Origin of the sequence: Aminobacter anthyllidis (assembly GCF_018555685.1) — a bacterium.
Classification (GTDB): domain Bacteria; phylum Pseudomonadota; class Alphaproteobacteria; order Rhizobiales; family Rhizobiaceae; genus Aminobacter; species Aminobacter anthyllidis.
Genome location: NZ_JAFLWW010000001.1, coordinates 785936 through 804709 on the forward strand (window position 1 = coordinate 785936; position 18774 = coordinate 804709).

Sequence of the window (18774 nt, forward strand, 5' to 3'; positions counted from 1 at the left end):
ATCCCTGATTCGGCCACGTCAACCACAACATTGTTAGAGGGGAAAAATGTGATCGACGGCCGGTTTCGAGACTTCGGATTCATGCGATGCTCCTGCCATAACGTTGTCAGGAGGGCGTTCGGTCTTTGTTCTTTCCACTTGCCCCTGCGCGCCAAAGGCGCTTAAACGCATTTGGTTACGGCGCCTCTCGAACGGGCGGCGAAAACACCTACATGAGGGGATGGCCGGGCTAACCCGCCACTCCACGCAATTCCAGATTTGAGGCGGCGGCGCGGCAATGGCCGATCACAAGTACATTTCCATTCGCGGTGCGCGCGAGCACAATCTCAAGAACGTCGATCTCGACCTGCCGCGCGACAAGCTGATTGTCATGACCGGCCTGTCCGGCTCGGGCAAGTCGTCGCTCGCCTTCGACACCATCTACGCCGAGGGCCAGCGCCGCTATGTCGAGAGCCTGTCGGCCTATGCCCGCCAGTTCCTCGAGATGATGCAGAAGCCCGACGTCGACCAGATCGACGGCCTGTCGCCGGCGATCTCGATCGAGCAGAAGACGACGTCGAAGAACCCGCGCTCGACAGTCGGCACCGTCACCGAAATCTACGACTACATGCGCCTGCTTTTCGCGCGTGTCGGCGTGCCCTATTCGCCTGCCACCGGCCTGCCTATCGAGAGCCAGACGGTGTCGCAGATGGTCGATCGCGTGCTTGCGGTCGACGAAGGCACCCGCCTGTTCATCCTGGCGCCCATCGTTCGCGGCCGTAAGGGCGAATACAAGAAGGAGCTCGCCGAGCTTCAGAAAAAAGGCTTTCAGCGCGTCAAGATCGACGGCGCCTTCTACGAGATCGGCGAAGCGCCGGTACTCGACAAGAAGTACAAGCACGACATCGACGTCGTCGTCGACCGCATCGTCGTCCGCCCCGATCTCGCCACGCGTCTGGCGGATTCGATCGAGACCGCGCTCAAGCTGGCCGAGGGCCTTGCCGTCGCCGAATTCGCCGACAAGCCGCTCGACGCCAGCCAGACCGGCGCAGACTCGGTCAACAAGTCCGCGAACGAAACTCACGAACGCATTCTTTTCTCGGAGAAATTCGCCTGTCCGGTGTCGGGTTTCACCATTCCCGAGATCGAACCGCGGCTGTTTTCCTTCAACAATCCGTTCGGCGCCTGCCCGGCCTGCGACGGCCTCGGCAACCAGCGCGCCATCGACCCGGCACTGATCGTGCCGGAAGACCATGTCTCGCTGCGCGAGGGTGCCGTAGCACCCTGGGCCAAGTCGACTTCGCCCTATTACACCCAGACGCTGGAAGCCCTTGGCAAGGTCTACGGCTTCAAGATCGGCGACCGCTGGCGCGACCTTTCGGCGGAAGCGCAGGAAGCCATCCTGCGCGGCACCGGTTCGAAGGAAATCACCTTCAACTATGACGACGGCCTGCGCTCCTACAAGACGACCAAGACCTTCGAGGGCGTGATCCCCAATCTCGAGCGGCGCTGGAAAGAGACCGAATCCGCCTGGATGCGCGAGGAGATCGAGCGCTTCATGTCGGCCACGCCCTGCCCGACCTGCGCCGGCTACCGGCTCAAGCCGGAATCGCTGGCGGTCAAGGTCGGCGGCAAGCACATCGGCGAAGTCACCGAACAGTCGATCCGCAAGGCCAATGCCTGGTTCGAGGAACTGCCGGCCCTGCTCAACGACAAGCAGAACGAGATCGCCGTGCGCGTGCTCAAGGAAATCCGCGAGCGCCTGCGCTTCCTCAACGATGTCGGCCTCGAATATCTGACGCTGTCGCGCAACTCCGGCACGCTTTCTGGCGGCGAAAGCCAACGCATCCGGCTGGCGTCGCAGATCGGCTCTGGACTGACCGGCGTGCTCTACGTGCTCGACGAGCCGTCGATCGGCCTGCACCAGCGCGACAATGCCCGCCTGCTCGACACGCTGCGCCACCTCAGGGACATCGGCAACACCGTCATCGTCGTCGAGCATGACGAGGACGCGATCCTCACCGCCGACTATGTCGTCGACATGGGCCCGGCCGCCGGCATCCATGGCGGCAGCATCATCGCCGAAGGCACGCCGCAGCAGGTCATGGCCAATCCGAACTCGATCACCGGCAAGTACCTGTCGGGCGAGCTCGAGATCGCGATCCCGTCCCAGCGCCGCGAACTGAAGAAAAACAAGCGCATCAAGGTCGTCGGCGCGCGTGGCAACAATCTGAAGGACGTCACCGCCGAGATCCCGCTCGGCACCTTCACCGCCGTGACAGGCGTGTCGGGCGGCGGCAAGTCGACCTTCCTGATCGAGACGCTGTTCAAGGCGGCGTCGCGCCGCATCATGGGCTCGCGCGAGCATCCGGCCGAGCACGACCGCATCGAGGGCCTCGAATTCCTCGACAAGGTCATCGACATCGACCAGTCGCCCATCGGCCGCACCCCGCGTTCCAACCCGGCGACCTACACCGGCGCGTTCACGCCGATCCGCGACTGGTTCGCCGGCCTGCCGGAGTCCAAGGCGCGCGGCTACCAGCCGGGCCGCTTCTCCTTCAACGTCAAGGGCGGCCGCTGCGAAGCCTGCCAGGGCGACGGCGTCATCAAGATCGAGATGCACTTCCTGCCCGACGTTTACGTCACCTGCGACGTCTGCCACGGCAAGCGCTACAACCGCGAAACCCTCGACGTGCTGTTCAAGGGCAAGTCGATCGCCGACGTGCTCGACATGACGGTCGAGGAAGGCGTCGAGTTCTTCGCCGCCGTTCCGGTGGTGCGCGACAAGCTGATGACGCTCAACCAGGTCGGCCTCGGCTACATCCATATCGGCCAGCAGGCCAACACGCTGTCCGGCGGCGAAGCCCAGCGCATCAAGCTCGCCAAGGAGCTGTCGCGCAAGGCCACTGGCAAGACGCTCTACATCCTGGACGAACCGACCACCGGCCTGCACTTCCACGACGTCGCCAAGCTGCTCGAGGTGCTGCATGAACTCGTTGACCAAGGCAACACGGTGATCGTCATCGAGCACAATCTCGAGGTGATCAAGACCGCCGACTGGGTGCTCGACCTCGGCCCCGAGGGCGGCGACGGCGGCGGCGAACTCGTCGCCTCCGGCCGGCCTGAAGACATCGTCGCCGAACCGCGCAGCTACACCGGCCAGTTCCTCAAGGAACTGCTGGAGCGCCGCCCGCGCGGCAAGCAGGAGGCGGCGGAGTAGCCGCTTCGCCGATCAGTTGCACTCGCCACCAGGATTGCATCTGGTGATTGATTAGTTTTCAGATTATGCTCGCAAAAATTGCAATGCATGATCTGGGGAGGGATCGATGACGAGCACAGCCACGACCTTGGCGCCACAGCCAACCGGCAATTTGCTGGTGATGTTCCAGCCTGGGCAGAAACCCAGGCAGGTCGACAGGCTGGTTTCCAACACGCTCGGCCTCAAGAACGTCGCCCACTCCAGCGACTTCAACACGCTGGATTCGCGCATGGTCGATGCCTTCGCTGAATCTGGCGTGCTCAATCTCGACAGGATCGGCATCGCCGTGGTTGCAACGCAGCCCGGCAGCGCGATGGCGGTCGCCACCGCCAATCTCAACGCCGACAAGCACGTACGCCTCGCCCGGCCCGAATTCTGGCTGCGGGCACTGAGCAGCTGGAACGACCGCCACGCCGCCTGGGTCCGCGACGGCCTTGCCCTGCTGGCCGATCAGGCGGTCCGGGAAGGCCCCGTGCCCTCGCTGAAAGCCAGCTTCGTTGCCCCACCGGTCAGCCCACCGCCTGTCACCGGCCTGCCAACGGCGATCTCGGCCCAGTCGGCCGCGACCTGGGGCCTCGCCTGCACGCGGGCCGAACTCTCGGCCTACAGTGGCGCCGGCATCAAGGTCGCCGTGCTCGACACCGGCTTCGACCTCACCCATCCCGATTTTTCCGGCCGCACCATCGTCCAGCAATCCTTCGTGCCCGACGATGCCTCGGTGCAGGACGCCCAGGGCCACGGCACCCACTGCATCGGCACCGCCTGTGGCCCGCGCGCGCCTGCCGGCCAGATCCGCTATGGCATCGCCCACGAGGCCGACATCTATGTCGGCAAGGTGCTCAACAATGCCGGCTCCGGCCAGGAGGGCTGGGTGCTCGCCGGCATCGAATGGGCGGTCGACAGCGGCTGCGAGGTCATCTCGATGTCGCTCGGCCGCCCGGTCCTGCCGGACGAGCCACCCGATCCGTTTTATGAAAACGCCGGCGAATACGCGCTGGAAAAGGGATCGCTGATCATCGCCGCCGCCGGCAACGACAGCTGGCGCCAGTACAGCACCATCCAACCGGTCAACTCGCCGGCCAATTGCGAGACGATCATGGCGGTCGGCGCCATCGACGCAAAATTCAAGATCGCCAATTTCTCCTGCGGCGGGCTCATTCCACCCGGCGGCACCGTCAGCATCGCCGGTCCCGGCGTCGACATCTTCTCCGCCTTCCCGATGCCGCGCCGCTACGAGCGCCTGTCCGGCACCTCGATGGCAACGCCGCATGTCGCCGGCATCGCCGCCCTGCTCGCCCAGTCCGACAAGAGCCTGCGCGGCAAGGCACTATGGGAGGCGCTCGAGCGCGCCGCGCAGAACATCGGCCTGCCCGACCGCGACGTCGGCAAAGGCCTCGTCATCGCGCCCTGAGCGGGCGCGAGCTACAGCCTGTGATTGTGGACTTGCGCAAAGCCCGCGCCATATAATGCCGTTCGAGAATTCATGAGGACGGATGATCATGGCTGCACGGAATGTCCTGGTGCTTGTCGACACCAAGCATGGCCACAGCTTCGAATCCGTCCAGGATGCCGTCGAGAAAGGCGGCCTGCGCGTCGAAAAAGTCATGCGTGGCCTGCGCACCATCACCGGCAAGCTCGACGACAAGCTGATCGAGCAGCTGCGCGGCATCGACGGCGTCGCCGCGGTGCGCGAGGAAGGCACATTTTCGCTGCCCCCGATGGACCCCAAGACCCCGCAATAGGATCGCCTCCGGCACAGTGACGAACGCCACGCTCCGCGCGATTGTTGCGTGGTGGTTTGGCGAAATGCGCCCACGCCCGGGTCTCCCGTCGCGCCAGGCGCCTGTCAGGTGCGATACCTTGCCTGCCGGCCTCGGCTTTGGCCATGTTGCTGTCAGTATGCTTCCCTTGGACCATTGTTCGCGGCTTTGACGCACCTGCACCTTCGGCTAGAAAAGACCGCACTGACGCAGCAAGGGGTAGGTCGATGAGTGGAAACATCCGGGCAGGCATGGGCGGCTGGACGTTCGAGCCCTGGGAAGGCACGTTCTATCCCGAAAAGCTGTCCAAGGCGAAGCAGTTGCAGTTCGCCAGCAGCCACGTGCCGACGATCGAGGTCAACGGCACCTATTATTCGTCGTTCAAGGAACCGACCTTCATGAAATGGGCCAGCGAGGCCCCTGATGGTTTCGTCTACGCGCTCAAGGGCAACCGCTTCGTCACCAATCGCCGTGTGCTCGGCGAGGCCGGCGAATCGATGATGCGGTTCCTGGGCTCCGGCGTTGCCGCGCTCGGCGACAAGCTCGGGCCGATCCTGTGGCAGTTCGCGCCGACCAAGAAGTTCGACGAGGACGATTTCGGCGCCTTCCTCAAGCTTCTGCCGGAAAAGCAGGACGGCGTGAAACTGCGCCACGCGGTCGAGGTGCGGCACGATTCCTTCGTCGTCCCGGAATTCGCCGCGCTTGCCAGGAAGCACGACGTCGCCATCGTCTACGCCGACCACGCCAAATATCCGGCGATCGCTGACGTCACCGGCGACTTCGTCTATGCGCGCCTGCAGACCGGCAGCGACGACAATCACGATTGCTACACCTCGGAAGCGCTCGACGCGTGGAGCGAGCGCGCTAAGGTCTGGGCATCAGGCGGTACCCCCGCCGACCTGCCCCGCGCCGATCCCGGCACCGAGGCGCCAGCCAAGCCGCGCGACGTGTTCGTCTACTTCATCACCGAGGGCAAGATTCGCGCGCCCTTCGGCGCCATGGCCTTCATGAACCGGATCAACGGCTAAGCAATTCCAGGAAAAGTGTGCCGCGGTTTCCGGCCGGAATTGCCAAAGCAAAAGGCCTATGAGGCTCCGGCGCTGCGTCCGGAGCCTGCCACAAGCGGCCCCCAGGCGGCCATCGCGCCGTCGGCGACCGCCAGCAGCGCCTCGCGCGAGGCGCCATCGCGTGCCTGCACCGACATGCCCTGCTGCACGGCGAGGTAAAACGCTGAAATGGAATCGCAATCGGCAGTTTCGGGCAACTCGCCCTCGGTCACTGCCTTTTTCAGCCGGCCGGCCAGGTCGCGTGCACTCGACATGCGCCGTTCACTGAGATCACGGAACACCTCGGCATTGGTCTCGCTGACATTGAGAGCGCCCAGCACGATCAGGCAGCCCTTGGGATCGCCCGGTTCGCTGAAGGCACGTGCCGAAGCGCGCAGGAAATCGGCGATCGCATCCCTGACGCTGCCGGGGCGCTCGAAGGCGCCCCAGATCTCAAAACCTTCGGTTGCGCCGTAGAGATCGACAGCCTCGCGAAACAACGCCTCCTTGCTGCCGAAGGCGGCATACAGGCTCGGCGAACTGATGCCCATCGCCGTCGTCAGATCCGCCAGCGACGCCCCGTCATAGCCCTTTTTCCAGAACACCCGCATCGCCTGCCGCAAGGCTGCGTCGCGGTCGAAGCTGCGCGGACGGCCCTTCTGAGACATCAAGAACCTTTCTGTTATGATCGATACATAATACCCTTGACGCTATCAGGCAAGAGTGCCATCTGTTTTGTATCGATCAATACAGAAAGACAAATCATGCCCTCCCACAACGATACGAAAGAAGTCTCGGGGCTCGAACTCGGCGGTAGCGGCCCCTCCCGAGCCGAGCTCGGCGGTGACGCGCTCGCCCGCCAAAGTGCAGGCCACGAACTCTCCCAACTCGAGCTGCGAGGCAAGGTCGCGCTCGTCACCGGCGGCAGCCGCGGTATCGGTGCTGCCATCGCAATCCAGCTCGCCACATCAGGCGCCGACGTCGCCCTGACCTATGTCCGCTCGGCGGAAAAGGCCGACACCGTCGTCGGGCAGATCGACGCGCTTGGCCGGCGCGGACTGGCGATCCAGGCCGACAATGCCGACGCCGAAGCTGTCGAGGCGGCCGTCACTGCCACCATCGCAGCCTTCGGGCGCCTTGACATCCTGGTCAACAGCGCCGGCATCTGGCACGCCGGCACCATCGACACGGTGTCGCTCGAACAGCTCGACGAGGTGATGTCGGTCAACTTCCGCGCGCCCTTCATTGCCTCGAAGGCAGCCGCCGGCGTCATGCATGACGGCGGCCGGATCATCTCGATCGGCAGCAACCTTGCCGACCGCGTGCCCTTCGAGGGCATCGCACTCTATTCGGCCAGCAAGGCAGCGCTTGTCGGCCTGACCAAGGGCCTGGCGCGCGACCTCGGCCCGCGCGGCATCACCGTCAACGTCGTCCATCCCGGTTCGACCGAAACCGACATGAACCCCGCCGAAGGCGATGTCGCCGACTACCAGCGCAGCCTGATGGCGATCCCGCAATTCGGCTCGCCCGACGACATCGCCGGCCTTGTAACCTGGCTCGCCGGCCCGCAAGCCCGCTTCGTCACCGGCGCTGCGCTGACCATCGACGGCGGCACCAACGCCTGAGCGCCGAGGTCTCCACGCTCGGCGCTTTGCTGGGCGTGGAGAGGTTTTCCACGGTCAGGCAGATTTGTTGGCCGGGCAAATCTGCATTCGTGCTGCCTACCATCAGCCAACCTTCCATGTTTCATTCCTTCCCACCCCCCTCTGGCCTGCCGGCCATCTCCCCCACAAGGAGGGAGATCACGCCGTCATCAGCGCCTCGCCCAATAGCTGATGTTACAAGGGAGTTCCCAGCAATCTTGCAGAATGGGCGCCGCCGGCGACGAGACTAATCTCCCTCCTTGTGGGGGGGGGTGAGATGCGGTCCGCGAAGCGGACGAAAAGCCAATTGCTTGGCTTTTCGAGCATCGAACGCCGGCAGGGCAGAGGGGGGTGCGACAGAGCTCGGCCTACGAGATTTGCTTCGTAGAGCACAGTAACGGCAACTCACCGTGTCACCATCTGTCACCACCCCCCGTGGATAGCCGCTGCCATTTCTCCACGCCCTCTCCACCTCCCGTACAATCCCCTCCAGTTCCTCCCGCGGGAACGCCGGTCGCGACGGTGATTGTGCGGGGAGGGACCGGCGCCTCCGGCGGCGAGCCAACGTAGCTCGTCGCCCGGGGAGGTTCCGCCAAAAGGTTCCCCTCCCGGGACTACGCCCGGGGTGCGCTGGACGATGCGCTAGGGTGGGCAAGGCGCAAATGCCATGCCTGCGGAAGCGGAACGGGCGGAAACAGAAATCGCCGGCGGGGCGCGAGGTTCGCGCCATCACTTATCATTCGGCAGGCTCGGCCTCGCGCCCCGCTTCCCGAACCTTCTCCCTGAAACGGGAGCGTTCTTTGACAATGGCCAGGCGCGAAAGCGAGCGTGGCAGTGAATAAGCTTGGCACACGCCAACTCGGCACGCACCAAACGCCGTCATCCCGGAAACCGGAGCGCAGCGTAGGTCATCCGGCACCCATTGACTGGACCATCGTCGAGCACGGCCGGGTCCTCGTCCTGACACCCGTCATGAGCGGCACACGCACCCAGACCCCGGCCGCGCTCCTCAATGGGTCCGGATATCGCTACGCTCGCTCGGGATGACGACCGCGCTGCCCCTCAAAACGGAGGGACATAGGAATGGACGAAATGAGCAAAGCCCTCACCTACCCAACTCGGCCACGACCTCCCTCAGCGCCAGCGGCAAATCTTCGGCGATCAGGCCGGGCCCGAACCGCCGTGCCGCCTCGGCATGCATCCACACCGCCGCGCAGGCGGCTTCGAAAGCCGGCATCCGCTGCGCCAGCAAGGCCGCAACGATGCCCGACAGCACGTCGCCGGAGCCTGCGGTGGCGAGCAGCGGCGTGCCGTTTGTATTGACCGCAGCCCGCCCATCGGGCGCGGCGATCACAGTATCGGGGCCCTTGTAGATAACGATCGCGTGGGCCCGCCTTGCCGCCGCCCGCGCCTGCTCGAGCTTGGACAGCGAAGCATCGGCCGCGATCTCGGGAAACAACCTGCCGAACTCGCCATGATGCGGTGTCAGCACCAGCGCCGGCGCATTCGGCCGCTTTCGCGCCTCGAAGAACGCTGCGCGCCGATGCGACAGCGAGGTGATGCCATCGGCATCGAGCACCAGCGCGCCGAAGCGGCCGTCGGCGACCGACATCAGTTCGAGCGCGAAACGCCCGACCTCGGGTTCGGGGCCTAGACCGGGACCATAGACCAGCACCTCTGGCTTGCGCGCACCGAGGAAAGCCAGCGTGTCCTGCAGCGTGTCGGAACGCCTCAGGATGATCGAGGTCAGGTGCGCCGCATTGGCAGCCAGCGCCGCTCCGGGCGACAGCACCGTCACCGCCCCTGCCCCTGCCCGTGCTGCTGCCATCGCCGACAGCCGTGCAGCACCCGTGGCCGATGGCCCGCCGGAAAAGACGCCGACATGGCCACGGCTGTATTTGTGGGCGTCATTCGCCGGCGAAGGGAAATGCGGCCGCCACCATGCGGGATCGTTTTCGAAACAGCGTGCGCCGGTGGCAGCAATGGTGGCATCGGTGATGCCAATATCGACAACGACGATTTCACCACACAGCGCCCGGCCGGGAAAAAGCAGATGGCCGGGCTTCTTGCGGGCGAAGGTCACGGTCAGCGTCGCCTGGAAGGCGCTGCCCAGGATGTCACCGGAGACACCCGACACGCCAGACGGCAGATCGACGGCGATGACTGGCACGCCCACTGCCGCCGTCCGCGCAATCGCCTGGACAATCTCGCTACCGAGCGGCTTGGACAGCCCGGCGCCAAAGAGCGCATCGATGACGATGGACCCTGCTTCGGGCGCAAAGGCTGCCAACGGCGCTGCCGCGACGGGGCATTCGGCAGCGGCAAGCGCAGCATCGCTGCCTTCTCGCGGCGCGCCTGTCGCAAAAAGCCCGACGGCAACGCCATTTTCGGCAAGCAGGCGCGCCACGACATAACCGTCGCCGCCATTGTTGCCGGGTCCGCACAACACATGCACGGTTCGCGCGCCTGGATAGCGCGCCAGCACGAGATCCGCGATGGCGCCGCCTGCCCGCCGCATCAGGCCGATGCCATCCACCGGCCCGACGGCGATCGTCAGCCGGTCGGCCTCGGCCATCTCACCTGGGGTCAGCAGTTCAAACGCCATGGCGGTCATCCCGGATGAATCCTGGCTACCGAGTTAGCACGCCGCAGGCGCTCGACCCAAACGGCGACGCCTCAATTCAGTCACGCACAATTCGCAGGCAGCTTGCCGCATTTTTGTGCACTACAAACTTCGCCAAAACGATGAATTTTTGTGCGCGTCTCGACCAAACGGCGGAAATCGGTTCCAATCGCCACGTCTGCGGCTGCCATCGAGGCAAACCGAACAAAGTTGCCGCAGCCACTCGACTTGGCACGCTTCGTGCTTGAAGTTGCGCAAGTGGGTGTATCACCCCTGAGTTACGGCAGTGGAGGCCATATCCGCATGAAAAAAATCGAAGCGATCATCAAGCCGTTCAAGCTCGACGAAGTGAAGGAAGCGCTCCAGGAAGCCGGCCTGCAGGGCATCACCGTCACCGAAGCCAAGGGTTTCGGCCGCCAGAAGGGTCACACCGAGCTGTATCGCGGCGCCGAATATGTCGTCGACTTCCTGCCGAAGGTGAAGATCGAGGTCGTGCTCGGCGACGAATCGGTCGAAGCGGCCATCGAGGCGATCCGCAAGGCGGCCCAGACCGGCCGCATTGGCGACGGCAAGATTTTTGTCTCCAACATCGAGGAAGTCGTGCGCATCCGCACCGGCGAGACCGGCATCGACGCCATCTGACCTCGCGATAAGTTCTCGTTTTAACGTCATCAGACAGGAAACATCACATGACGACAGCCGCAGACGTAATGAAGCAGATCAAGGACAACGACGTTAAGTTCGTTGACCTGCGCTTCACCGACCCCAAGGGCAAGCTCCATCACGTCACCATGGACATCGCCGAAGTCGAAGAAGAGATGTTCGCCGACGGCGTCATGTTCGACGGCTCGTCGATCGCCGGCTGGAAGGCCATCAACGAGTCCGACATGGTGCTGATGCCCGACATCGACACCATCCACATGGATCCGTTCTTTGCCCAGTCGACCATGGTCATCCTGTGCGACATTCTCGACCCGGTTTCGGGCGAGGCCTACAACCGCGATCCGCGCGGCACCGCCAAGAAGGCCGAGGCCTATCTCAAGGCCGAGGGCATCGGCGACACCATCTTCGTTGGCCCGGAAGCCGAGTTCTTCGTCTTCGACGACGTCAAGTACAAGGCCGATCCCTACAACACCGGCTTCAAGCTCGACTCGACCGAACTGCCGTCCAACGACGACACCGACTACGAGACCGGCAATCTCGGCCACCGTCCGCGCGTCAAGGGCGGCTATTTCCCGGTTCCGCCGATCGACAGCTGCCAGGACATGCGCTCCGAGATGCTGACAGTGCTGTCCGAAATGGGCGTGCGCGTTGAAAAGCACCACCACGAAGTGGCGGCTGCCCAGCACGAACTCGGCATCAAGTTCGACACGCTGGTCCGCAACGCCGACAAGATGCTGATCTACAAGTATGTCGTGCACCAGGTCGCCAATGCCTATGGCAAGACCTCGACCTTCATGCCGAAGCCGATCTTCGGCGACAACGGCTCGGGCATGCACGTCCACATGTCGATCTGGAAGAACGGCAAGCCGACCTTCGCCGGCAACGAGTACGCAGGCCTGTCGGAAAGCTGCCTCTATTTCATCGGCGGCGTCATCAAGCACGCCAAGGCGGTCAATGCCTTCACCAACCCGCTGACCAACTCCTACAAGCGCCTGGTCCCCGGCTACGAAGCTCCGGTTCTGCTCGCCTATTCGGCACGCAACCGCTCGGCCTCCTGCCGCATTCCATTCGGCAACTCGCCGAAGGCCAAGCGCGTCGAGGTCCGCTTCCCCGATCCGGGCGCGAACCCCTATCTCGGCTTCGCAGCGCTGCTGATGGCCGGCCTCGACGGCATCAAGAACAAGATCCATCCCGGCCAGCCGATGGACAAGGATCTCTATGACCTGCCGGCCAAGGAGCTCAAGAAGATCCCGACCGTCTGCGGCTCGCTTCGCGAAGCACTGCAGAGCCTCGACAAGGACCGCGGCTTCCTCAAGGCCGGCGGCGTCTTCGACGACGACCAGATCGACTCGTTCATCGAGCTCAAGATGGCCGAGGTCATGCGCTTCGAAATGACCCCGCACCCGGTCGAATACGACATGTACTACTCGGTGTAAGCACCGAGAAATAATACGAAAAAGCCCCGGAGCGATCCGGGGCTTTTTTGTTTGGCGAACGGCAAGTCAGGCGACTTTGGCCGTGGAGGATGCGCTGCCAACGATGCGTCAGATGCTCTTGGCGCTCATCTGTTCGGCGATGTAGTCGGCCTGGCGGATGGCGAGCGTAACGATGGTGAGTGTCGGGTTTTCCGCGGCACCCGTCGTGAACTGGCTGCCGTCTGAGACGAACAGGTTCTTGATGTCGTGGGTCTGGCCCCATTTGTTGACCACGCCGTCCGATGCCTTTTCGCTCATGCGGTTGGTGCCGAGATTGTGCGTCGACGGATAAGGCGGCGTCGGGAACGAGCGGGTGGCGCCGACAGCGTCGTACATCGCCATGCCCTGCTTGTAGGCATGGTTGCGCATGGCGACATCGTTGGGATGATCGGTGAACCAGACGTCCGGTATCGGCATGCCGTATTTGTCCTTCAGTTCGCCATGCAGCTTCACCGCGTTCTGCTCCTGCGGCATGTCCTCGCCGACGATCCACATGCCCGCCATCTTGTCGTAGTGGTCGAGCGCCGTGGTGAATGAGCGGCCCCAGCCGCCGGGGTCGAGGAATGCCGCCATGAACGGCAGGCCGAGCGCCAGGGTTTCGAGCTCGTAGCCGCCGACGAAACCGCGTGACGGATCGTGTTTCGCTTCGTCCCGGACGATGCCGGCCATGGTCGTGCCGCGCCAGAAATGCACCGGCTTGTCGAAGATCGCGTAGACCGATCCCGTGGTGTGGCGCATATAGTTCTTGCCGACCTGCCCCGACGAATTGGCAAGGCCATCGGGGAATTTCGACGATGCCGAGTTGAGCAGCAGCCGCGGGCTTTCGATGGAGTTGCCGGCGACGCAGACGATGCGCGCCTTCTGGCTCTGCTGCTTGCCGTCCTTGTCGGCATAGACGACACTCGTCACCTTGCCGCTGTCGTCATGTTCGATCTTGAGCACATGGCTGCTGGGCCTGACCTCCAGCTTGCCGGTGGCTTCGCCCTTGGGGATTTCAGTGTAGAGCGTCGACCACTTGGCGCCCCATTTGCAGCCCTGGAAGCAGAAACCGGTCTGCTGGCAGCCCATGCGGCCGTCGCGATCTGCCGAATTGATCGCCATGTTGCCGGTGTGGCACTCCTTGTAACCGAGCTTGTCGGCGCCTGCCTTGAACACCTTGAAGTTGTTGTTGCCGGGCAGGCCCTCGATGCCGTTGGTGCGGGTCACGCCCATCTTGTCCTCGGCCTTGGCGTAATACGGCTCGAGATCGGCAAGCGTGATCGGCCAGTCCAGCAGATTGGCGCCTTCGACCTTGCCGTAGTTCGTCAGCCCCTTGAACTCATGCTCCTGAAAGCGCAGCGAAGCGCCTGCCCAATGGGTCGTCGTGCCGCCGACCGCCTTGACGATCCAGGCAGGCAGGTTGGGAAAGTCCTTGTGGACGCGCCAGCCACCACCAGTCGTGCGGTTGTCCAGCCAGGCCAGTTGGCTAAAGGAATCCCATTCGTCGTTGATGAAGTCCTCGTATTCGATGCGCGGACCGGCTTCGAGAATGACGACGTCGATGCCCTTTTGGGCAAGTTCGTTACCAAGCGTGCCGCCGCCGGCGCCGGAGCCGATGATGACGACGACGCTATCGTCGTTGAGAGCGTAAGGTGCAGGCATGATTTCCTCCCGGGGAATGCTGAAAATGCTGGGCTTGCGACGACGGCCGGATCAGAGCCACTCGATGTCGTCGAAGCCGCGCGCGATGTATCCGCCCTTGGAGTAGGATTCGCCCTCATAGCCGAAGATTGGCCACACCTCCTTCTGGTTGTAGAGCCCGACGACGAGGCTGCCCCTGATCGCCTGGAAAAACGGCGTGTCCTCGATCTGGCGCAGGATCGCCACCCGCTCGTCCTCCCAGCCTAGCCCGGTGTATCCGCCGGCACCCGATTTCTGGTCCAGGTCGGCAATGCCTTTTTCGATCAGCTCCTTGTGGGCCGCATCCTTGCCTGCCTGTTCATCGTGGCTCTTGATCGCAATGGCGTAATATTTGTCCGGAACCTGATCGTGCGGATAAATGTCCCGCGCCAACTGGATCAGCGTCGCAATCGTTTCCGGCTTGAGCGCCGTGCTTTCGAGCCCCCAGGCTTCGCTGGTACTGAGCACGGCAGAGCCACTGATGATCAGCAGCGCGCCGGCGGCGCTGCCGCGCTTGAGCAGTTCGCGCCGCGTCAGGCCGGGCCTGCCTTGATAGATCGTCACCATGATTTCCTCCCTTGCTTGCTACGCGCTGTTCAGCGCTTGGCTGGCGCGGCGCTCCCTCGCCGCGAATTGCTCACTTGAATCGGCCTCCGCGTTGCAAAACCTCGATCTTGTAGCCGTCGGGATCCTCGATGAAGAAGAAGCGGGCCAGCGGCTTTCCATCAGGTGCGAATTCGACGATGTCTTTTGGGTTGAGGCCGGCGGCGACGAGCCGGGCGCGCTCGGCATCCAGATCCGCCACGGAGACGGCCAGATGGCCGTACCCATCGCCAAGGACGTAGGGCTCCGCCCTGCCCTTGTTAACGGTGAGCTCGACCTCGAAATCAGTTTCCGGATTGCTAAGATAGATCAGCGTGAACGTCTCGAAATCGAGGCGGTCCGCGATCTCGAGGCCAAAGGCCGTACGATAGAATGAAAGCGAGCGCTCCTCGTCGAGCACACGCACCATCGAGTGTATTGCCTTGGCCATTCGCCCTCCTGGCAGTTGGAACAGGAGGATTATGAATTCGTGCGAACCCAAGTGGTGGCAGCCCGTTACCACGCTTGCCTAGGCATAGTTTGCTACGCAGGGGCGAAAGCACGGTTGCGATGGCGCGTCGTTGGGCCGATGATGGTCATTGGACGCCAGCGCCTGCGCCACGCGCAGGGGCAAGCCACCGGGAGGAATGACATGTGCAAGGTGTTTGCCGGACAGGATCCGAAGGGCTATCGCCAGATCAACAGATCGATAAGGATCGCCGGTCATTCGACCAGCATCCAGCTGGAAGCAACGTTCTGGGATCTTCTCGACGAGATCGCGGCCTCACAGGATCTGACGACGCCAAAATTCATCTCGAAGCTCTATGACGAGGCGATCGAGATCAATGGCGAGATCCCGAACTTTGCTTCCATGCTGCGCACGACCTGCGCTCTTTATCTGCGCGGCCACAAGCCCGCCGCGGACGAATTGGCAGCACTGAAGCGCTACGCGGCCTGATGCTGCGCTGATCATTGCTCGTGAATAAAGAAAACCCGGGGTCGCCCCCGGGTTTTTCAGTTCATCAGCCTGAAGCGCGCTTACGCGGCGGCCTTCTTTTCGAAGCTGGTCGGCACCGTCGAAATCGTCTTCAGGATCTGCGAAGCGATCTGGTAGGGGTCGCCCTGCGAGTTCGGGCGGCGGTCTTCGAGGTAGCCGCGATAGTCGTCACGCACGAAGCTGTGCGGCACGCGCACCGAGGCACCGCGATCGGCAACGCCCCAGGTGAAGACGTCGATCGAAGCCGTCTCGTGCTTGCCGGTCAGGCGCAGGTGGTTGTCTGGACCATAGACCGCGATGTGATCTTCGCGAGCTTCGCCGAAAGCTCCCATCAGCGCTTCGAAATAGGCCTTGCCGCCCTGTTCGCGCATGTAGGAGGTCGAGAAGTTGGCGTGCATGCCCGAGCCGTTCCAGTCGGTGTCGCCGAGCGGCTTGCAGTGGTACTCGATGTCGATCTCGTACTTCTCGGTCAGGCGCTGCAGCAGGTAGCGCGCCAGCCACATCTCGTCGGCAGCCTTCTTCGAGCCCTTGCCGAAAATCTGGAATTCCCACTGGCCCTTGGCCACCTCGGCATTGATGCCTTCGTGGTTGATGCCGGCGGCGAGGCAGAGGTCGAGATGTTCCTCGACGATCTGGCGGGCGATGTTGCCGACGTTCTTGTAGCCGACGCCAGTGTAGTACTCACCCTGCGGCGCGGGGAAGCCGGTCTCGGGGAAGCCGAGCGGACGGCCGTCCTTGTAGAAGAAATACTCCTGCTCGAAGCCGAACCAGGCGCCGTCGTCGTCAAGCACGGTGGCGCGGGTGTTCGACGCATGCGGCGTGACGCCATCAGGCATCATGACCTCGCACATGACGAGCACGCCATTGAGGCGCGCCGGATCGGGATAAACGGCGACCGGCTTCAGGACGCAGTCCGAGCTCTTGCCTTCGGCCTGCATGGTCGAGCTGCCGTCAAAGCCCCAATAGGGAAGCTGCTCGAGCTTCGGGAATTCGGCGTATTCCTTGACCTGGGTCTTACCGCGAAGGTTGGCCACAGGAGAATATCCGTCCAGCCAAATATACTCGAGCTTGTACTTCGTCATGCTGTCCTCTCAGTGTCGCGCTAGCCGGCCATTGGCGCCCGGCGTGTCGCACAAGAAGAAGCAAGCCCCGTGCCAACTCGAAAATGCAGCAACCGCGCCATGTCAGGCGGCGCGGCGAATGCGGGTGCTCAAAAAACAGGCAATGTAGGGCAGCAACACTGACATTTTGCACAAGACTCGGGCTGCACAAGAGTCGAGCGGCCTGAGCGCCAGCCGACGCTTTGCCGGCTGGCAAGAAGATGTCAGCCAGCCTTCAGCGCATCAAGCAGCGCCACCGCCGAGAGCATGTCACGCTTGCGGTTGGCACGGCGCGCGGCGGCTTCGGAATCCTGACCCCAATGCTCGGCCTGCCAGTCCTCGTCGACATGGGCCGCGGTCCAGGCCTCTTCGACACCGAGCTCGCCCATCTCGACCGCCAGCGCCAGAAGTGCCGAACCGGTCAAGGTGGTCATCAAATGGAGCGCGGCCAGCCGCATCGGCTCGGCGCGCTGCGACAGGTGGACGCCGAGCGCTGCGATGGCCGCACGCGGCTGCTCGACATGGATGATGCCCTCGGCCAGCACGAAATGCGCGCCGAGCGATGCCCGGGCCCAGTCGAGAACAGGATCCCAAACCTCGGCCTGCCGCTCGACAAGCCGCTCCGGCTGGTCGGCGCGGTAGCAAAGCAGGTCGGATGAGGAAAACCGCAGGATGTCTTCGAGCACCGCCTGCGGGTCGGTGGCAACACCGTCGATAGCCGTGTTGACGAGGCGCAGAACCGGCATGGTGAAGGGATCGATGACTTCGACCTGAGCCGCGAATTCGTCCGCAATAAGCTGGGCAGCCGCCGCGGTTGGCAGGGCGAGAAGCGCCCTGCCCGGCGTGCGCACCGGCTTGCCGTCGAGTTGCACCGCATGGCCATCGTCGACTGCGGCAACCGAAGCCGTTTCGTAGAACCGCTTGGGCAACTGCTTGCGCAACGTGCTCTGCGCACGGCGGATCGGATCGGGATCGGACAGGCCGTCACTGGTTTCGAGGTCGCTCAGAATGTCTCGCATCTTTACTCCGCTGCCGGCACGGTTTTCCGCGACGGCCTGTTTACAATCATCAGCCCGGCAACGATCAGGCCGAGCGCCAGAAAAATGTTCCAGGTCAGTGGCTCGCCGAGCACCAGCCAGCCGCATATCACGCTGAATGCCGGCGACAGAAAAGCAAAGCTGGAAAGCCCTGCCGCAGGATAGCGCCGCATCAGCCAGAACCAGAGAATATAGGTGAACGCAACGACATAAACAGCCTGGAACAGCAGCGCTCCGGTGGCGACCGCCGATACATCGCGAAGCGCCGGACCGGCAAGCGAAACCAGCGGGACCGCCATCAGTGCCGACACCACCAGTTGATAAAGCAGCACTTTCTCGGCGCCCGCGTTGGACAGTTTCGTTCCCTTGATCACCAATGTGGTCAATGCCCAAAGAAGCCCGGCGACAAGGGCCAACAGGTCACCAACCAGTGTCGAGGAGCCGGTCATGCTGAGCTTGTCGGAAAAGACCACCGCCACGCCGCCGAATGCCAGGAGCAGGCCGAGGAGCTTTTGCAGCGTCATTCGCTCGCCGAGCCAGAAATGCGCACCGATCAGGACCCAGAACGGCATCGTGTTGACCAGCAGCGAGTTGCGCGCCACCGTCGTGTATTCAAGGCTAACGAAAACGAGGATGAATTCTGTGCCGAACAGAAGCCCGGCGGCGATTCCCGCCCACAGCGTGCCGTCCCTGCTCCACAGCGGAACACCGCGATAGAGGCACCACAGGAAAACCAAGATGCAGCCGATACCCGAGCGCGCCACGTTGAGGAAGATCGGATTGTAGCCCGAGGTGGCAAGCTTGGCTGCGACGCCATTCATGCCCCAGGACATCGTCAGCAAAAGCATGAGCACGACCGCGGCAGTATCGATGCTGTCACGACGATCCAGTTGCTGTTTTGTGGCAGTCATGAAATTCTCCACGCCCGCTGGGCGCGATGCGGATACTCGA

At 63.3% G+C, this 18774-nt stretch carries 16 protein-coding genes; 8 read left to right on the forward strand and 8 right to left on the reverse strand.

Translation table 11 applies throughout. The features are described from left to right. The first annotated feature begins 277 nt into the window (after positions 1-277). From uvrA to J1C56_RS04180, 4 genes are all read left to right on the forward strand, one after another. Positions 278-3199 carry an excinuclease ABC subunit UvrA gene (uvrA, locus tag J1C56_RS04165; RefSeq protein ID WP_214386226.1) on the forward strand — a complete coding sequence of 974 codons (2922 nt, stop codon included), beginning with the start codon at positions 278-280 and terminating at the stop codon, positions 3197-3199. A gap of 106 nt (positions 3200-3305) precedes the next feature. Continuing rightward, positions 3306-4649, forward strand: a complete 1344-nt coding sequence (locus tag J1C56_RS04170) for a S8 family serine peptidase (protein WP_214386228.1) — start codon at positions 3306-3308, stop codon at positions 4647-4649. An 88-nt stretch (positions 4650-4737) separates the two neighbouring features. After that, positions 4738-4980: a hypothetical protein gene (locus J1C56_RS04175; RefSeq protein ID WP_246591118.1), complete on the forward strand. Its 243-nt coding sequence runs from the start codon at positions 4738-4740 to the stop codon at positions 4978-4980. Between the two features lie 245 nt (positions 4981-5225). After that, entirely contained in the window at positions 5226-6026 is an 801-nt protein-coding gene (locus tag J1C56_RS04180; RefSeq protein ID WP_246591119.1) for a DUF72 domain-containing protein, read from the forward strand. Between the two features lie 56 nt (positions 6027-6082). On the opposite strand, the gene J1C56_RS04185 is transcribed toward J1C56_RS04180, so the two are convergent. Beyond that, positions 6083-6712, reverse strand: a complete 630-nt coding sequence (locus J1C56_RS04185; RefSeq protein WP_214386230.1) for a TetR/AcrR family transcriptional regulator — start codon at positions 6710-6712, stop codon at positions 6083-6085. A gap of 96 nt (positions 6713-6808) precedes the next feature. Between J1C56_RS04185 and J1C56_RS04190 the strand changes: the two genes are divergently transcribed. Further along, positions 6809-7669 carry an SDR family NAD(P)-dependent oxidoreductase gene (locus J1C56_RS04190; protein ID WP_214386232.1) on the forward strand — a complete coding sequence of 287 codons (861 nt, stop codon included), beginning with the start codon at positions 6809-6811 and terminating at the stop codon, positions 7667-7669. Positions 7670-8792: 1123 nt separating this feature from the next. Here J1C56_RS04190 and J1C56_RS04195 read toward each other — a convergent pair. Beyond that, positions 8793-10292, reverse strand: a complete 1500-nt coding sequence (locus J1C56_RS04195) for an NAD(P)H-hydrate dehydratase (RefSeq protein WP_214386234.1) — start codon at positions 10290-10292, stop codon at positions 8793-8795. A 321-nt stretch (positions 10293-10613) separates the two neighbouring features. Here J1C56_RS04195 and J1C56_RS04200 point away from each other — a divergent pair, with 321 nt between their 5' ends. Continuing rightward, on the forward strand, positions 10614-10952 hold the full coding sequence (locus tag J1C56_RS04200) for a P-II family nitrogen regulator (protein ID WP_091913600.1): 339 nt from the start codon (positions 10614-10616) through the stop codon (positions 10950-10952). A 47-nt stretch (positions 10953-10999) separates the two neighbouring features. Beyond that, entirely contained in the window at positions 11000-12409 is a 1410-nt protein-coding gene (glnA, locus tag J1C56_RS04205; protein WP_214386236.1) for a type I glutamate--ammonia ligase, read from the forward strand. A 108-nt stretch (positions 12410-12517) separates the two neighbouring features. Here glnA and J1C56_RS04210 read toward each other — a convergent pair whose 3' ends face one another. The 3 genes from J1C56_RS04210 to J1C56_RS04220 all read right to left on the reverse strand — a co-directional run bounded on the left by J1C56_RS04210 (position 12518) and on the right by J1C56_RS04220 (position 15140). Next, positions 12518-14089: a GMC family oxidoreductase gene (locus tag J1C56_RS04210; protein WP_214386238.1), complete on the reverse strand. Its 1572-nt coding sequence runs from the start codon at positions 14087-14089 to the stop codon at positions 12518-12520. A gap of 51 nt (positions 14090-14140) precedes the next feature. Beyond that, the gene (locus J1C56_RS04215) at positions 14141-14674 is read right to left on the reverse strand and encodes a twin-arginine translocation signal domain-containing protein (RefSeq protein ID WP_214386240.1); all 534 of its coding nucleotides are present in this window, start codon (positions 14672-14674) and stop codon (positions 14141-14143) included. A gap of 70 nt (positions 14675-14744) precedes the next feature. Beyond that, entirely contained in the window at positions 14745-15140 is a 396-nt protein-coding gene (locus J1C56_RS04220) for a VOC family protein (protein ID WP_214386242.1), read from the reverse strand. Between the two features lie 201 nt (positions 15141-15341). On the opposite strand from J1C56_RS04220, the gene J1C56_RS04225 reads away from it, so the two are divergent. Beyond that, entirely contained in the window at positions 15342-15647 is a 306-nt protein-coding gene (locus J1C56_RS04225; RefSeq protein WP_214386244.1) for a ribbon-helix-helix domain-containing protein, read from the forward strand. 80 nt (positions 15648-15727) lie between these two features. Here J1C56_RS04225 and J1C56_RS04230 read toward each other — a convergent pair whose 3' ends face one another. From J1C56_RS04230 to J1C56_RS04240, 3 genes are all read right to left on the reverse strand, one after another. Continuing rightward, positions 15728-16768, reverse strand: coding sequence for a glutamine synthetase beta-grasp domain-containing protein (locus tag J1C56_RS04230; protein ID WP_214386246.1), 1041 nt, complete (start codon positions 16766-16768; stop codon positions 15728-15730). 242 nt (positions 16769-17010) lie between these two features. Beyond that, a complete protein-coding gene (locus J1C56_RS04235; RefSeq protein WP_214386247.1) occupies positions 17011-17805 on the reverse strand; it encodes an ATP12 family chaperone protein in 795 nt (264 codons plus the stop codon). A gap of 2 nt (positions 17806-17807) precedes the next feature. After that, on the reverse strand, positions 17808-18734 hold the full coding sequence (locus tag J1C56_RS04240) for a DMT family transporter (protein ID WP_214386249.1): 927 nt from the start codon (positions 18732-18734) through the stop codon (positions 17808-17810). Positions 18735-18774 lie beyond the last annotated feature (40 nt).

Bases quoted from the DNA above. Each gene is read 5' to 3' on its own strand.
- uvrA (WP_214386226.1), top strand. From the start codon at position 278: ATGGCCGATCACAAGTACATTTCCATTCGCGGTGCGCGCGAGCACAAT.
- J1C56_RS04170 (WP_214386228.1), top strand. From the start codon at position 3,306: ATGACGAGCACAGCCACGACCTTGGCGCCACAGCCAACCGGCAATTTG.
- J1C56_RS04175 (WP_246591118.1), top strand. From the start codon at position 4,738: ATGGCTGCACGGAATGTCCTGGTGCTTGTCGACACCAAGCATGGCCAC.
- J1C56_RS04180 (WP_246591119.1), top strand. From the start codon at position 5,226: ATGAGTGGAAACATCCGGGCAGGCATGGGCGGCTGGACGTTCGAGCCC.
- J1C56_RS04185 (WP_214386230.1), bottom strand. From the start codon at position 6,712: ATGTCTCAGAAGGGCCGTCCGCGCAGCTTCGACCGCGACGCAGCCTTG.
- J1C56_RS04190 (WP_214386232.1), top strand. From the start codon at position 6,809: ATGCCCTCCCACAACGATACGAAAGAAGTCTCGGGGCTCGAACTCGGC.
- J1C56_RS04195 (WP_214386234.1), bottom strand. From the start codon at position 10,292: ATGGCGTTTGAACTGCTGACCCCAGGTGAGATGGCCGAGGCCGACCGG.
- J1C56_RS04200 (WP_091913600.1), top strand. From the start codon at position 10,614: ATGAAAAAAATCGAAGCGATCATCAAGCCGTTCAAGCTCGACGAAGTG.
- glnA (WP_214386236.1), top strand. From the start codon at position 11,000: ATGACGACAGCCGCAGACGTAATGAAGCAGATCAAGGACAACGACGTT.
- J1C56_RS04210 (WP_214386238.1), bottom strand. From the start codon at position 14,089: ATGCCTGCACCTTACGCTCTCAACGACGATAGCGTCGTCGTCATCATC.
- J1C56_RS04215 (WP_214386240.1), bottom strand. From the start codon at position 14,674: ATGGTGACGATCTATCAAGGCAGGCCCGGCCTGACGCGGCGCGAACTG.
- J1C56_RS04220 (WP_214386242.1), bottom strand. From the start codon at position 15,140: ATGGCCAAGGCAATACACTCGATGGTGCGTGTGCTCGACGAGGAGCGC.
- J1C56_RS04225 (WP_214386244.1), top strand. From the start codon at position 15,342: ATGTGCAAGGTGTTTGCCGGACAGGATCCGAAGGGCTATCGCCAGATC.
- J1C56_RS04230 (WP_214386246.1), bottom strand. From the start codon at position 16,768: ATGACGAAGTACAAGCTCGAGTATATTTGGCTGGACGGATATTCTCCT.
- J1C56_RS04235 (WP_214386247.1), bottom strand. From the start codon at position 17,805: ATGCGAGACATTCTGAGCGACCTCGAAACCAGTGACGGCCTGTCCGAT.
- J1C56_RS04240 (WP_214386249.1), bottom strand. From the start codon at position 18,734: ATGACTGCCACAAAACAGCAACTGGATCGTCGTGACAGCATCGATACT.